Below are 15,000 nucleotides of genomic sequence, written 5' to 3' on the forward strand. Positions count from 1 at the left end.
TCGCCCGGGCGGCTGGTGGTGGTTCCCGGGGCGGGCTTGAGGCCGGCTCAGGCCAGGTCCGCCAGGACGATGATGTTGTCCGTCCAGTGGCCGTCCGAGCCGATCCGCCCGCCGCAGGTGATCAGCCGCAGCGCGGGCGCGGGCGTGTCGCCGTAGACCTGCTCGGTGGGAAAGTCGTTCTTGGCGGCCTGGAGCAGGGTGCGGACCTTGAAGTCCACGGTGCTGCCGTCCGCGCGCCGCACCTGGATCAGCGCACCGGGCTGCAGCTTCGGCAGCTGCCGGAAGACGGCCGGGCCGTGCACGGTGTCGAGGTGCCCGATGAGGACGGCGGGCCCGGTCTCGCCCGGGGCGGGGCCGTTGCGGTACCAGCCGACCTCCTCGCCCCGGTCGGCCGGCGGCACCTGGACCGTCCCGTCTGCGTTCAGGCCGAGGCCGGTCACCGGGGCGTCCACCCCGGCGGCGGGGACGAGCAGGCGGGTCGGCGGGGAGGGGGCGTACGGCTTCGGGGCGGTGGCGGGGGTGGTCCCAGTGGTACCAGCAGTTCCGGTGCTTCCGGTGGTACCGCTGGCGCCGGTCGTGGGCGCAGACGGCGCGGTGTTCGCGCCGGTGCCGTGCCCCGAGGACTCGATCCGCACCACCGGGGCCTCCCGGCCGGACAGTGCCAGCGAGGTGCCGAGCACCAGGCAGAGCAGGCCCGCCGTGCCGAAGGCCGTACGGCGCAGGACGCTCGGGCCGGGCTTGGCGGCGCGGCGCCGTCCGCGACCGCCTCCGTGCCCGCCTCCGCGACCGCCCCCGCGGGCCCGTTCGGCGCGGGTGCTGCCGCGGCTTCCGGTCCCCGCCGTCGGGGCGGCCCCGGCGCCGTTCCCCGGACTGGCCGGGTGCGGGGGAACGGCGCCGGGGTGCCCGGCGGACTCGGGACCGGTGTCAGCCGCGCGCACCGGAGCGGCGGCGCAGGACGGCGAAGCCCAGCGCCCCGGCGCCGACGGCCGCGACGGCGCCGCCGCCCGCGAGCATCAGGCCGGAGCCGTCGGCGGCACCGGAGCCGTCACCGGCCTGCGCGGCGCCCTTCGGCACCTCGCGGACCTGCGGCTGGGCACCCTTGGGCGCCAGCGGAGACGGTGTGGCGGTGGCCACCGGGGACACGGGGGCGGCCTCCCGGGCCTTCGGGGTGGCCGTCGGAGTGGCGACCCCCGCGGTGCCCGCGGCCGGGGAGGCAGCGGCTCCCGGGGCGGTCGCGACGGGCTTCGGAGCGCCGTCGGCCCACGCCTGTCCGCCGGTGACGGCGGCCAGCAGCGCGGCCCCGGTCAGGGCGCAGGCCGCCAGGACGCGGCGGGCGGGGGAGCGGTCGGTACGGCTCCTGCTCATGGTGTTCTCCATCCGGATCGGTATCCAGGTCGGTCTTCATGTGTTCGGATCGCGTCACGCCGGGCGGCGTCGCGGACCGCGTCGTGCGGGACTCCGCAGGACGCGGGTCGCCGGACGCAGGTCGCGGGACACGGAACGCGGCGTGGTCGCTGACGTCCGTCGTCGGCGCCGAACGCGGACGTCCTCGTCGCGGACGCCCTCCGGCCGTACGGCCCGGGGCGTCGACAGTGACGGTAGGAGAGCCGTGTCGCGGCCCTCGGCCGGTCGTGTCACGGCCGCCCATCGGCTGTGTAACGACCGGCCGCCCGTAACAACCCGGCGCCCGTAACACCTCCCCCGCCCGGTGAGCACCCCCGCTGCCCGCTGCGTACCCATGGGTGGGGGAAAGACCGAACCAACAGAGAGGTGGTAGTGATGAGCATCCTCGCCAACCTGCTGCCGGCGATGCGGCACCCGCGCAAGCGGGCCGGTTCCGGCACGAAGACCAGTCATTCGAAGACGAACGACCGCCGTCGTCGCCGCCGTGGAAGCAACTCGCGGCACTGACGGCGTCGCCGTCCTGTCCGGGCCGGGCCGTCACTGGCCCGGCCAGGTTCCGGGGTCTGGACTCGTACCGTGTGGTCGCTGCGGCGGCTGATGGCCGTCGACGGGAGTGACGGCGACGGCCGCGTGGATCAGGTCGTCGAGCCGGCCCCGGCCGTCCCGCTGCGGCGGGTGTTCGGGCGGTTCTGGCCCTACACCCGCGGGGGTCGGCGCTGGCTGGTCCTGCTGCTGGGGTTCGTTCTGCTCGGGCCGGTGGTCGACGCGGCCGCGATCTGGCTGTTCAAGGTCGTCGTCGACGACGTGCTGGTGCCGCGCAACCTCGGGCTGTTCCTGCCGGTCGCGCTCGGCTACGCCGGGCTGACGCTGATGGCAGGGGGCCTGCGCTTCGCCGACGAGACGACCTCGGCCTGGGTCAGCGAGCGCTTCCTGCTCGCCCTGCGCACGGACGTGTTCCGTCATCTGCAGGGGCTCTCCCTGGGCTTCTTCGAGCGGCGGCGGCTCGGCGACGTCCTGTCGCGGCTGACGTCGGACGTGGAGGCGGTCGAGACCTTCCTCCTCTCGGGCGTCCTGGACGCGGTCGCGTACGTCGCCGAGCTGGCCGTCTTCCTGGGGGTGCTGTTCTACCTGCGCTGGGACCTCGCCGCGGTGGCCCTGGTGGTGGCGCCGGTGTTCTGGCTCACGGCGCGGCGCTTCTCGACGCTGGTGAAGGCGGCGTCGCGGGAGCGGCGGCGGCGCACCGGTTCGGTGAGCGCGCTCGCCGAGGAGACGCTGGGCAACATCGCGCTGGTGCAGGCGTACAACCGGCAGGGCTGGGAGCAGGAACGCTTCCGCCGGGAGAGCCTGGCACGGTTCCGGGCGACCATGGCGGCGACCCGGCTGCGGGCGCTGTTCGCGCCGATCGTGGAGCTGCTGGAGCTGGTCGGCGCGCTGATCGTGCTCGGCCTGGGCGCCTGGGAGTTGGTCCACAACCGGCTGACCCTCGGCGAACTCCTCGTCTTCGTCGCCCTGTTGAGCCGGCTGTACGGCCCGATCCGGGGGATCTCGCGGCTCAGCAACGGCTTCTACTCCGCCTCGGCCTCCGCCGAGCGGATCATCGAACTGCTCGACCAGCGGCCGCAGGTGGCCGATCCGCCGGTCCCGCTGCGCCCTGGCCGGACGCACGGCGCGGTGGCCTTCGACGGGGTGTGGTTCCGCTACCCGGACACGACCCGGGTGGCGCTGTTCGACGTGTCCTTCCGGGCCGAGCCCGGCGAGACGGTCGCCCTGGTGGGGGAGAGCGGGGCGGGCAAGTCGACGGTCGCCAGGCTGCTGCTGCGCTTCTACGACCCGGAGCGCGGGGCCGTCCGGCTGGACGGCATCGACCTGCGCGAACTGGCCCTGGCCGACCTGCGCGAACACATCGCGGTGCTGCTGCAGGACACCCTGGTGATCCACGGCACCGTCCGGGAGAACATCGCCTACGGGCGGCCGGGCGCGAGCGACGCGCAGATCCTCGCCGCCGCCAAGGCCGCTGACGCGCACGAGTTCGTCAGCCGGCTGCCGGAGGGCTACGACACGCTGGTCGGCCGGCACGGCGGCCTGCTGTCCGGCGGGCAGCGGCAGCGGATCGCGATCGCCCGCGCGATGGTCCGGGACGCGCCCGTGCTGCTGCTGGACGAGCCGACCACGGGGCTGGACGTGGAGTCCGGGCAGCGGATCCTGGAGCCGCTGGGGCGGCTGATGAGCGGCCGTACGACGATCATCATCTCGCACAACCTGCTCACCGTACGGAACGCGGACCGGATCGTGCTGCTCCACGAAGGCCGCGTCGTCGCCCGCGGTACCCACCGGGAACTGCTGGCCCGCGACGACGGCTACGCCCGGCTCGACCGGCTGCACCGGTCGCCGCTCCGGGAGGTGGCCTGATGGGGCGTGCTCCGCGAGGCGGCCCGACGAGTCCCCGGCCGCCGTTCTCCGCCGGGGAGTCCATCGCCCCCGGCTACCCGGTCCTGGCCCACCTGTGCCGCACCGGCTGGCTGGACGTCTACGACTGCTGGAGCGAAGAACGGGACTGCCGCTGCGTGGTCAAGGTGGTCCGGCCCGACCGCCGCCGCGAACGCCGACTGCGCGAACGCCTGCTCCGCGAGGGCCGCTGGCTGACCGAGTTCACCCATCCCCACCTGGTCCGCGGCTACGGCACCGGCGAACGCCCGCAGCCGTACGCGGTGCAGGAGACCCTCACCGGCGAGACCCTCGCCCACCTGCTCGACACCGGGCCGCGCCGCCCGGCCGCCGCCGACCTGGCCCTGCTCGGACTGCACGTCTGCTCGGCGACGCACTACCTGCACGGGCAGGGCCTGCTCCACCTCGACCTCAAGCCCTCCAACATCGTGATCGACTGCCGCCACGCCAAGGTGCTCGACCTCAGCATCGCCCGCCCCCCGGGCCCGGGCACCCCCGGCATCGGCACCGACGGCTACCTCGCCCCGGAACAGGCCTCCGGCGGCCTCCTCACGTCGGCCACCGACGTCTGGGGCATCGGCATCACCCTCTACGAGGCGGCCACCGGCGAACTTCCCTTCGGCGACGGTCCCTCCGGCGACGTTCCCTCCGGCGACGAGCCGGTGAGCCCGGCTCCTCCGATCGCTCCGGCACCGCCGGTGTCCCGCAGCCGCCGCCTCCCCCGCTCGCTCGCCGCCGCCATCGACGCCTGCCTGCGCCTCGCCCCGGAGGAGCGCCCGACGCTGCCCGAACTGGCGGAAGCTCTCGACCGGTTGCTCCCGCAGGGCCGCCGCGCGGTGCCGGCGCCGGAGGACGGCGAGGGCTGAACTCCCCACGGCCGGGCGGCTCGCCGACCGATTTGGCGTGGACACGCTACATATGTTCGGATCACCCTGGCAACTGGCGGTCGGAGTCGTAGTGTTGGCCGTACCGGCGGTACGGCACCGCCGCTGGGAGGGAGGTCCGGACAGCTGACCGACACCCCTCGGACGGCTTCGGGGCGCACCCCCGGCCCGCCGGTGCGATCGACCGCGCACCGCGCCCGGCCGGCCCCGGAGCGCAACCGGCTGCCCCACCCGCGCACGCAGGCCTCCGCGGCGGGCGGGGCGGCCGACCCGGCCGTACGGTGGAGGGGCGGGGGTTCCGGAGGAGGTCGACCAATGCCCGGTTCGCTCACCATCAGCCACCACGAGTCCGCGGTCACCCTGGACCACACGGACGCCGACCGGCTCGCCATCGTCCTGGCCGAACTGGCGTACCTGCTGGAGATCCCGGGGCCGAACCGGATCAACGACGCGCAGCTCGCGCTGCTCTGCGAGGGCCGCACCCCGGACCGCGCCGACCTGGTGCACTGGGCCCAGGGGCTCGCCACCCGGCTGAAGGGGCGGCTCTGACCGAAGCCCCCCACACCGCCGGCCACCCCCGACCCGACCCCGGAGCCGCCCGCGACCCCGACCCCGACCCCGGAGCCGCCCGCCCCGGCTCCCGCCGGCCGTACGATGGCGCGCGGGGCGGGGATGCCCTCCGGATGCCGGGGTGGCCGGCGGCCGGTCCGGCGGAGGGTGGGGGCCCGAGCGTGCCGCAGTCCTGGTCGATGTCCTGGCTGACCGTGCCCACGCCGCTGCCCAGCGGTCCGATGCACATCGCGGTGACCCCGCTCGGCGTGGCGGCGGCCGGGTACGGCGGGCGCGAGGGCGAGGTGCCCCCGTGCACCGACGCGTCCAAGGCCGCCGCCGTCACCGAGCGGCTTGGCGCCTATCTGGCGGGCCGCACCCGCGAGTTGGGCCTGCCGATCGACTGGAGCCTGAGTTCCGGGCCGCACCGCACCGTCCTGCAGACGCTCTGGCGCGAGGTGCCGTACGGCCGGACCATCACGTACGGCGAACTGGCCGCCCGCAGCGGGGTGTTCGAGGGCGTCGAGGAGCCCGGCCTGGCCGCCCGGACGGTCGGGCAGATGATGGCCGCCAACCCCGTCGCCCTGCTGGTGCCCTGTCACCGGGTGGTGGCGGCGGACGGGATCGGCGGCTTCGGCGGCGGGCGGGTCGGGATCGAGGTGAAGCGCTGGCTGCTCACCCTGGAGGGCGTCCTGGAGCCGACGCTCGACTGGAACGGGCCGCTGTAGGGCGGGAGTTGGCGCGGGGGCGGCGTCGGGTGGCGTGGGCGGTGGCGCGGACGGCGGCCCTGGTGGGGGAAGATGGGCGGCGGGATTCCGAGTCGTTCGAATAAATAGTCGAAAACAGTCGATCGAATATCGATCAGGTGATCTATTCGTACTATTTGTTCGGTTATTCTGAACCACTCGAACGAGTGATTGCGGAGCCCGTCGAATGGGCCCACCATGAAGCTGCAAGACGAATGTGCAACGCGACACTTCATCAGGCATGCGAAGGGCTCCCCATCATGTCGACCGAAACCAATGCCGGTATTCCTGCTCCGGGCGCGCAGGAGGAGATCCGACAGCAGAGTCTGAGCACGGCGGGCGCGCGGAACCTCGCCACGACCACCAAGTCCGCGCCGCAGATGCAGGGCATCAGCCCCCGCTGGCTGCTCAGGAAGCTGCCCTGGGTGCAGGTGCACGCCGGCACCTACCGGGTCAACCGCCGCCTGCGCTACTCGGTCGGCCGCGGTCGGGTGAGTTTCGTCAAGACGGGCGCCGAGGTGCGGATCGTCCCGCCGACGCTCGCCGAGGTGCCGGTGCTGCGCGGCTTCCAGGACGAGGCCGTGCTGGAGGAGCTGGCCTCCCGCTTCACCCAGCGGGAGTTCGCCGCCGGGGAGGTCCTGGTCCAGGCCGGCACGCCGATCAGCGAGGTCCTCCTGATCGCGCACGGCAAGCTCGACCGCCTGGGCACCGGCAAGTACGGCGAGGAGACGGTGGTCGGCACCCTCGCCGACGGCGACCACCTCGGCGACGAGGCGCTCCAGCAGGACGACGGCACCTGGCCGTACACCGTCCGCGCCGCGACCTCCGGCACCGTGATGTCGCTGGCCTGGCCCTCCTTCCAGGAGCTGCACGACCGCTCCGAGGCGCTGCAGCTGCAGGTCATGGAGTACCTGAACGGCTTCCAGCAGGCGCAGAACAAGCACGGCGAGGCCGCGATCGACCTCTCGGCCGGCCACCAGGGCGAGTACGAGCTGCCCGGCACCTTCGTGGACTACGAGCTCAAGCCCCGCGAGTACGAGCTGAGCGTCGCGCAGACCATCCTCAAGGTCCACTCCCGCGTCGCCGACCTCTACAACCAGCCGATGAACCAGACCGAGCACCAGCTCCGGCTGACCATCGAGGCCCTGCGCGAGCGCCAGGAGCACGAGCTCATCAACAACCCCGAGTTCGGCCTGCTGGAGAACGCCGCGTACGACCAGCGGATCCAGACCCACTCCGGCCCGCCCACCCCGGACGACATGGACGAGCTGCTCAGCCGCCGCCGCAGCACCCGGATGTTCCTGGCCCACCCCAAGGCCATCGCCGCCTTCGGCCGGGAGCTCAACAAGCGCGGCATCTACCCGGGCACGGTCGAGGTCGACGGCAAGCAGGTCACGGCCTGGCGCGGCGTGCCGGTCTTTCCGTGCAACAAGATCCCGGTCGTCGGGAACACCACCTCGATCCTCGCGATGCGAATCGGCGAGGACAACCAGGGCGTCATCGGCCTGCACCAGACCGGAATTCCGGATGAATACCAGCCGAGCCTTTCGGTGCGTTTCATGGGAATCGACGACAAGGCCATCATTTCCTACCTGGTGAGCGCCTACTACTCCGCCGCGATCCTGGTGCCGGACGCGGTCGGCGTCCTGGAGAACGTGGACATCGCGCAGCGCTGACGGCCGCCGGGGCCGCCGCAGATCCGCGCCGTCCGGCCGGGGGTACCGCCCACGCCCCGGCCGGACGGCGCGTCCGGGCACGTCCCGACGCGCCCGCACGTCCCGATGCGCCCGGCACGTCCCCACGCATCCGGCCCCGCGCCCGACACCCACAGCGCAACCCCGGCCCGCCATGCCGGGCCAACCCACGACAGGCGTCAACAAGGGGGAGAGACCCATGACGAGTCCCACGCTGGAGCGGGACCACAAGGAGGGGCACGAGGCGGCGGACATCCTCGCCCGCGCCCGCGCGCTGGTCGACCCGGTCATGCGGACCGCCGTCGACTCGCTGCCCGGCACGATGCGCAAGGTCGCCGGCTACCACTTCGGCTGGTGGGAGGCGGACGGCACCCCGGCCGCGGCCCCCGCCGGCAAGGCGATCCGGCCGGCCCTGGTCCTCGCCGCCGCCCAGGCCCTGGGCGGGACGCCGAGCGAGGCCGCCGCCGCGGCCGCCGCCGTCGAGCTGGTGCACAACTTCACGCTGCTCCACGACGACGTCATCGACCGGGACGACACCCGCCGCCACCGGCCCACCGCCTGGCGGGTGTTCGGCACCACCGAGGCCATCCTGGCCGGTGACGCCATGCACTCCCTCGCGCTGCGCCTGCTCGCCGAGGACAGCCACCCGGCCGCCCACGGCTCGATCCGCCGGCTCGCCGACTGCGTGGTCGAGCTCTGCGAGGGCCAGCAGATCGACTGCGCCTTCGAGCAGCGCAACGACGTCTCGCTGCCCGAGTGCCTGGCGATGGCGGAGGCCAAGACCGGTGCCCTGCTCGGCGCCGCCTGCGCGATGGGTGCCCTGTACGGGGGTGCGTCCGAGGAGGCCGCGCAGGCGATGGACGGTTTCGGGCGGGAGATCGGCCTGGCGTTCCAGCTGATCGACGACCTGATCGGCATCTGGGGGGATCCTGCGGTGACCGGCAAGCCGGTCGGCGCGGACCTGGTCGCCCGGAAGAAGTCGCTGCCGGTGGTTGCGGCGCTCGGCTCGGGCACCGTCGACGGCAGGCGGCTGGCCGAGCTGTACGCGCTCGAACGCCCGCTGAGCCCCGAGGAGTTGGCCCGGTGTGCGGCCGCCGTCGAGGCCGCCGGGGGCCGCGGCTGGGCGCAGGGCGAGTCCTGCGAGCGGATGGCCGCGGCGATGGCGCAACTCGCCGCCGCCGTACCGGAGCCCGCCGCGGCCGACGAACTGCTGGCCCTCGCCGAGCTGGTCACCCGCCGCACGCACTGAACGCGCGGCTCCGGAGTGGGAAGTCGGCCCGTCCGACTTCCCACTCCGAAGCCTTTCCCCACCGGTCTCACCGGTCTCACCGGTCCCGCCTTCCCCGCCGAACACCCCGCCCCCGCCGGGCCGCCCCGCTCACCCGAAGGCGGCCAACAGTCGCCGCTCCTTCGCGGGTTCGATGCCCTGTCGCACCGGTGCCCCCGGCCGTCCCTTCCGCCCCTCGGCGTCGGTGTCCTCGGCCGGTCCGCGCGTCCGCAGCCACTCCCAGGTGTCCCGCGCGGTCTCGGTGAACGGTCGGCAGTGCAGCCCGGCTGCCTCCGCCCGGCCGGTGTCGGCCAGCCAGGTGCCCGCCATCTCGGGCAGATCCGGTGCCCAGAGCGGCAGTTCGCTCCACGGATCGACCCGGTCCGGCCCCTCGGCGAGCAACGGCCCGTCCGCGATCCAGACCAACTCGGTGTCCGCGGTGCCCGCGACCGCCCGACTGGTCTCCAGCCACTCGCCGAAGCTCAGTCGCCCGGGCGGTGCCGTGGTGACGAACCGGCCCGCCGTCCCGGCCGTCAGCAGGTCGAGTCCGAAGGCGGCGAAGTCCCGGACGTCGATGACCTGCATGGTCCGCTGAGGATCCCCGGGGGCGAGCACCCGCCCGCCGCGTGCCATCCGTTCCAGCCACCAGGGCAGCCGGCCGCCGTTCTCGTGCGGTCCGATGAGCAGTCCGCTGTTGAGGACCAGCGAGCGCTCGGCGCCGAAGCCTGTCAGGACGGCGCGCTCGCAGCCGGCCTTGAGGGCGGTGGAGGGCGGCTGCCCGGGCGGGGTGTCGGCGGGGCAGGGGTGTCGCGGGGAGTCCTCGTCGATCACCCGGGCGGGCCAGTCGGCGAAGGCGTGCACCGAGGAGACGACGGTGTAGTGGCCGGCCCGCTCGCGCAGCAGCCCGGCGGCGAGCGCGGCCTGGGCGGGCTGCTGGGCGGAGGTGTCGACCACGGCGTCCCAGCGGCGGCCGTCGACCAGCCGGGCGAGGTCCCCGGCGCTGTCGCGGTCGCCCCGGACGGCTTCGACACCGGGCAGGTCGCCGGCGCTGCGGCCGCGGTTGAAGGTGGTCACCTGGTGGCCCCGGGCGAGGGCCTCGGCGGCGTAGGCCCGTCCGAGAAAGGACGAACCCCCGAGCAGAAGGATCTTCATACCGGACACCCTCCCCTCGTCGTCCCACCCGAACGCCCGGATTAGCGCTCAGCAGATCCCCGCCCGATCCGACATGCCACCCCATCCCGCCCCCCTTAGCATCCGATCTGTACCGATTCGATCCGATTCGGCAGGGAGAGCGACAGCATGGTCAACCCGGCACTCGTGGATCCGGCCACCGTCCGCGCGACCGCCGCCGAGGCCTGGATCCGCGCCCAGCCGCTCCTGCGCACCTACCGGACCCTCTACGCCCAGGCCCTGGACGACGCGGACCCCTCGTACGTCGGCGGCTTCGGCGTCTTCCGCCACCACCCGCAACCGCCCACCCCCGCCGACACTCCCGCCGAAGCCTCCGCCTCCGACCCCGGCACCCCCGCCGCCGACACCGACGCCGGGGACACCCCGTACTCCCGCGCGTGGCTCGATCTGCGCACCGAGCCCTGGGTGGTCTCGGTGCCCGCCGAGGACCGCTACCACGTCCTCCCCGTCCACGATCTCGACACCGTGTGCGCCGGGTTCATCGGCTCCCGGACCACCGGTGCGGAGGCCGGCGACCACCTGGTGGCCGGCCCCGACTGGCAGGGCGAGCCCCCGCCCGGCATCCGCAGCGTGATCCGCACCGCCACCCGGCTGGTCGGCGTCCTCGGCCGCACCCGGCTCACCGGGAACACCGCCGCCGCGGTCGCCGAACTCGCCGCCGTCCAGGAGCAGTACCGACTGCGCCCGCTGCACGCCCACACCGGCACGCCCGCGCCCGAGCCCGCCCCCGAACCGGTCTGGCCGGTCTGGCGCGAGGAAGTCCCGGACGGCATCGAGTTCCTGGCCTTCCTCGACTTCCTGCTCGGCTTCTTCCCGCCGGACGGCCCCGTCCCGCTGCCGCCCGCCGAGCACGACCTGCGCGGCCGCCTCACCGACCTCGGCATCGACGGCCGCGGCGAGTTCGAGCCCGCCGCCCTCCCGTTGGAGGTGCGCACCGAGATCGCCCGCGGGATCGCCGACGGCCGTGCCCTGCTGGACCGCGCCACCGCCGAACTCCGCGACCGGAACACGCTGTTCGGCACCCGCGCGCAGATCGGCGCGGACTTCCTCCGCCAGGCCGTCGGCGCCGCGCTCGACCTGCACGGTCTGCCCGCCGAGGAGGTCTGGTACGGCCGTTGGGAGGCGGACAGCGCCGGCCACCGCCCACCCCACGCCGGCGACCGCGACCACGTCATCCGCTTCGCGCCGGACGGACTGCCGCCGGCCCGCTTCTCCTGGTCCGTCACCCTCTACGCGCTCCCCGGGCACCGGCTGGTCGACAACCCCCTGGACCGCTACTCGATCGGCGACCACACCCCCGACCTGGTCCGCGACCCGGACGGCGGCCTCACCCTGCACGTCCGGCACAAACGGCCCGCGAACGCCGAGCACTCCGCGAACTGGCTGCCCGCCCCGGACGGCCCGTTCACCGTGGTGCTCCGGCTCTACGGCCCCGACCGGTCCGTCCTCGACGGCCGCTGGCACCTCCCGCCGCTCGACCCGCGCTGACCGTCCCGCCCGCCCTCCCTTTCCCCCTCGCCCGACCCGACCGCCCGACCCGCCCCGACCGTACGAAGGACCCCCGATGAACCAGCCCGAGCTGGAGGCCCTGGCCGCCGACGCGTACGTCTACGGCTACCCGATGGTCGCCGGCCTCACCATGGTCGATCGCTTCACCCGGGGCGGCCTGGGCACCCTGCCGTCGGCGCCGTTCAACCAGTTCAGCCACGCCGCCCGGCTGGCCGGCCCGGAGGACCACTTCGTCTCGGTCAACAACGACACGATCTACTCGATCGCCCAACTCGACCTCTCCGAGGGCCCGCAGGTGCTGCACGTCCCGGACACCGCCGGTTCCTACTACGTGCTGCAGTTCATCGACGCCTGGACGGACAACGTCGCCTACCTCGGCCGCCGCGCCACCGGCACCGGCGCGCAGACCTGGCTGGTCGTCCCGCCCGGCTGGCACGGCACCGCGCCGGACCCGACCCGGGTGATCGAGCTGCCGACCACCGTCGGCACCGTGGTCGGCCGCTTCGCCTGCACCGGCCCGGACGACCTGCCCCGGGTCCGGGCCCTGCAGTCCGCCCTCGTCCTGGAGCCGCTGGAGCCGGGCGGCCTGGTCGCCGGACTGCCCGAGCCCGACCCGGACGTCCCCGAGCGGCTGGCCTTCTTCGAACGCCTGCGGGTGTGGATGCAGGCCTTCCCGCCGGCCACCGCGGACATCGAGTACCAGCGCCGCTTCGCCCCGCTCGGCCTGCTGGACGACGGCGCCTCGCCGTACCGCGCGGCCGTCCCCGAGTGGACGCTCTCCCTGGCCAAGGGCCTGGCCGCCGGCCGCGAACGGGTCGAGGACGCCACCCGCCCGCCCGAGGACCACCCGCCCGGCGAGTGGCGCTCCGCGCTCCACCTCTTCGACTACAACACCGACCACCTGGGCCCCGGCACCCTGGACGACCCCGAGTGGCGCATCCCCGACCGCCGCGCCGCCTACCTCAGCCGGGCCGCCGCCGCCCGGGCCGGCCTCTGGGGCAACCACGCCTACGAGGCGTCGTACGCGGTGACCTACGACGACTCCGACGGCCGCCCCCTCACCGGCGTCCACAACTACACCCTGCGCTTCGACCAGCCGCCCCCGGCCGAGGCGTTCTGGTCGGTCACGATGTACTCCGTCCCGGACTACTACCTGGTGGAGAACCCGATCGACCGCTACTCGATCGGCGACCGCACCCCCGGCCTGGTCCACGGCGACGACGGCTCCCTCACCCTGACCCTCCAGCACGACCAGCCCGAGGACCCGACCGCCGCCGCCAACTGGCTCCCCACCCCACCCGGCGAGTTCCGCCCGATCATCCGCCTCTACCAGCCCAAGCCGCCGGTCCTCGACGGCACCTACCAGGTCCCCCCGATCCACCGCACCTGACGGCCCTGCGCCCCGGCACCTCGCGCGTCGGGCCGCGTGCTCAGGGCGTGTCGGACACGCCCTACCGCGCCGACGGCGAGCCCGAGGCCGTCCCCGTCGGATGCGGGGAGGCACTGGCCGTCGGGGCCGCGGTCGGCGCGCCCGAGTGGGAGGGCGAACCGGAGGGCGTGCCGCCCGTCGTCGGCGTGCCCGACGGGGACGCCGGGCCCGAGGGGGAAGGCGTGCCCGACGGGGACGGCACGCCGGTGGCCGTCGGTGAAGGGGCGGCCGTCGGTGAGGCGGACCCCGCCGGCGTCGGCTCCGCCGAGGGGGAGCCCGAGCCCGAGCCGCCGCGGTTCTGGGGCCCGCCCTCCAGGGTGACCACCGCCTGGGACGGGGGCAGGGCGATCCGGGCGGTCCACTGCGTCGCCGGTGCCAGGTCCTCGTCCACGGTGACGATCACGGTGATCCGCTGCCCGGGGGCGAGCGTCCCGGAGTCGCGGCTGAGCCGGAGCCAGCCGGCGTCCGTCACCGCGCGCCAGTGGATGTCCGTGGTGCCGGAGTTGGTGAGGGTGAGGACCGTACGGCTGCCGTACTCACCGGCCTCGACGGTGAGCAGCCCGGCCGGGGCCGTTCCTGCCGGGCCGGGGGCGGAGGCCTGTTCGGCCGCGGGGACCGGGGCGGCGACCAGGGTGGGGCTGCCGAGCGGGGTTGCGCCGTGGGCCGGGACGGGGACCACCGCGCCCTGGAAGGTCAGCCGCGGGTACCCCGGATAGCCGGGATAGCCGGGAAGCAACGTTTCTGCACCACCGAATCCGGCCCCGCCCGCCCCCGCCAGCTCCAGCCCCGGAACCCCCGGTGCCCCGTGCCCCGTCGCGCCCCCGCGCGCCGTCCACGGCGGCCGCTGCCCGACCTCCTGACCGGCCTCGTCCACCCGCACCGCCGACACCGAGGCCGCCGACCCCGACCCGCAGCTCCGGTGCCCGGCCCAGAGCGCGATCACCGGCGCCGCCAGGACGGCCGCGAGCACCCCGGTGGTCACCACCCGCCGACGGACCGCCAGCCCACGCCCCGCGTCCGGCGCCCGGTGCCGGGGGAAGCCGCCCTGGTCGAACCGCAACCCCGGCGCCGCCCCGACCGGCCCACCCACCGCGGCCAGGCCCGGACCACCCGCCGTCGGACCCGACGCCGGTCCGGCAGCCGACCCCGAGGCCGGCCCCGGAGCCGTCAGCAGCGGCAGCCCCGACAGCCCTGCCGCCCCCTCCGCCGCCTCGCCGGCCACCCGCTCCGCAGTCCCCCGGCAGGTCGGGCAGTCCACCACGTGCTGCACCAGCTCCCGCCGCAGCGCCGGGCCGAGCACCCAGTCCCGCCAGGACTCCGCTCCGGCACCCCCGAGCCGGTCCAGCTCCGGGCAGCTGCCGACGCCGAGCACCAGCAGCGCCGCCCTGGTCCTGGCCACCTCCGCCTCGGCGCCCGCCAGCAGCTCCCGGGTCCGGTCGAACGGCAGGCCCAGCACCGCCGCCACCTCCAGTGGGGTCAGCCGGTGCCGGACGGACAGCTCCAGCGCCTCGCGCTGCTCGGGGCCGGTGCCGGCCGCCTCCGGCCAGGCGAGCGAGGCCAGCTCGCGCCGCCGCCGGGCCGCCTCGGCCTCGCCCGGCCCGGCGGCGTCCCCGGCGACGCCACGCGTCCCGCTGCCGGCCGTGTCCCCGTCCGCGAGCCGCCGCAGGCAGCAGTACCGGGCCAGCGAGAACAGCCAGGCCCGTACCAGCCCCGGCTCGGCCAGCCGGCCGCCGTGCCGCTGTGCCAGTTCACGGACCTCGCGCAGGGCGTCGGCGGCGGCGTCGTGCTCGCACAGCACCGAGAGGCAGTAGGTGAACAGCCCGTCCGCCTGCCGCTCGTACGCCGCGAGCACAGCAGCGGCCTGCCGCCCACCGGGCCCGCC

At 74.9% G+C, this 15,000-nt stretch carries 13 protein-coding genes; 9 read left to right on the forward strand and 4 right to left on the reverse strand.

Translation table 11 applies throughout. The features are described 5' to 3' along the window. Nucleotides 1-47 precede the first annotated feature (47 nt). On the reverse strand, nucleotides 48-938 hold the full coding sequence (locus CRP52_RS17900) for a class F sortase (protein WP_257032545.1): 891 nt from the start codon (nucleotides 936-938) through the stop codon (nucleotides 48-50). Beyond that, the gene (locus CRP52_RS17905) at nucleotides 925-1,365 is read right to left on the reverse strand and encodes a Tat pathway signal sequence domain protein (protein WP_143685773.1); all 441 of its coding nucleotides are present in this window, start codon (nucleotides 1,363-1,365) and stop codon (nucleotides 925-927) included. The genes CRP52_RS17900 and CRP52_RS17905 overlap by 14 nt, the downstream gene beginning before the upstream one ends. A gap of 414 nt (nucleotides 1,366-1,779) precedes the next feature. On the opposite strand from CRP52_RS17905, the gene CRP52_RS39645 reads away from it, so the two are divergent. The 7 genes from CRP52_RS39645 to CRP52_RS17935 all read left to right on the forward strand — a co-directional run bounded on the left by CRP52_RS39645 (nucleotide 1,780) and on the right by CRP52_RS17935 (nucleotide 8,971). Beyond that, entirely contained in the window at nucleotides 1,780-1,911 is a 132-nt protein-coding gene (locus tag CRP52_RS39645) for a hypothetical protein (RefSeq protein WP_257032546.1), read from the forward strand. 69 nt (nucleotides 1,912-1,980) lie between these two features. Continuing rightward, nucleotides 1,981-3,813 (forward strand): ABC transporter ATP-binding protein, encoded by a 1,833-nt coding sequence (locus CRP52_RS17910; RefSeq protein WP_257032547.1) that lies wholly within the window; start codon nucleotides 1,981-1,983, stop codon nucleotides 3,811-3,813. Beyond that, nucleotides 3,813-4,715 (forward strand): serine/threonine-protein kinase, encoded by a 903-nt coding sequence (locus CRP52_RS17915; RefSeq protein ID WP_097237337.1) that lies wholly within the window; start codon nucleotides 3,813-3,815, stop codon nucleotides 4,713-4,715. Before CRP52_RS17910 ends, CRP52_RS17915 begins: the two co-directional genes overlap by 1 nt. Nucleotides 4,716-5,048: 333 nt before the next feature. Then, a complete protein-coding gene (locus CRP52_RS17920) occupies nucleotides 5,049-5,282 on the forward strand; it encodes a hypothetical protein (protein ID WP_097237338.1) in 234 nt (77 codons plus the stop codon). A 182-nt stretch (nucleotides 5,283-5,464) separates the two neighbouring features. Then, nucleotides 5,465-6,010, forward strand: coding sequence for a methylated-DNA--[protein]-cysteine S-methyltransferase (locus tag CRP52_RS17925; RefSeq protein WP_257032548.1), 546 nt, complete (start codon nucleotides 5,465-5,467; stop codon nucleotides 6,008-6,010). Between the two features lie 278 nt (nucleotides 6,011-6,288). Then, nucleotides 6,289-7,704 (forward strand): family 2B encapsulin nanocompartment shell protein, encoded by a 1,416-nt coding sequence (locus tag CRP52_RS17930; protein ID WP_097237340.1) that lies wholly within the window; start codon nucleotides 6,289-6,291, stop codon nucleotides 7,702-7,704. 217 nt (nucleotides 7,705-7,921) lie between these two features. After that, the gene (locus CRP52_RS17935; RefSeq protein ID WP_097237341.1) at nucleotides 7,922-8,971 is read left to right on the forward strand and encodes a family 2 encapsulin nanocompartment cargo protein polyprenyl transferase; all 1,050 of its coding nucleotides are present in this window, start codon (nucleotides 7,922-7,924) and stop codon (nucleotides 8,969-8,971) included. Between the two features lie 129 nt (nucleotides 8,972-9,100). Here CRP52_RS17935 and CRP52_RS17940 read toward each other — a convergent pair whose 3' ends face one another. Then, nucleotides 9,101-10,141 (reverse strand): NAD-dependent epimerase/dehydratase family protein, encoded by a 1,041-nt coding sequence (locus CRP52_RS17940; RefSeq protein ID WP_097237342.1) that lies wholly within the window; start codon nucleotides 10,139-10,141, stop codon nucleotides 9,101-9,103. A 147-nt stretch (nucleotides 10,142-10,288) separates the two neighbouring features. Here CRP52_RS17940 and CRP52_RS17945 point away from each other — a divergent pair, with 147 nt between their 5' ends. Further along, complete coding sequence (locus CRP52_RS17945; RefSeq protein WP_097237343.1) at nucleotides 10,289-11,668, forward strand: DUF1254 domain-containing protein; 1,380 nt, start codon at nucleotides 10,289-10,291, stop codon at nucleotides 11,666-11,668. A 76-nt stretch (nucleotides 11,669-11,744) separates the two neighbouring features. Beyond that, entirely contained in the window at nucleotides 11,745-13,079 is a 1,335-nt protein-coding gene (locus tag CRP52_RS17950) for a DUF1254 domain-containing protein (protein WP_097237344.1), read from the forward strand. A 61-nt stretch (nucleotides 13,080-13,140) separates the two neighbouring features. Here CRP52_RS17950 and CRP52_RS17955 read toward each other — a convergent pair whose 3' ends face one another. Further along, on the reverse strand, nucleotides 13,141-14,970 hold the full coding sequence (locus tag CRP52_RS17955) for a BACON domain-containing protein (RefSeq protein WP_097237345.1): 1,830 nt from the start codon (nucleotides 14,968-14,970) through the stop codon (nucleotides 13,141-13,143). Between the last annotated feature and the right edge of the window lie 30 nt (nucleotides 14,971-15,000).

The sequence above is a fragment of the Streptomyces sp. 1331.2 genome, assembly GCF_900199205.1.
Classification (GTDB): domain Bacteria; phylum Actinomycetota; class Actinomycetes; order Streptomycetales; family Streptomycetaceae; genus Kitasatospora.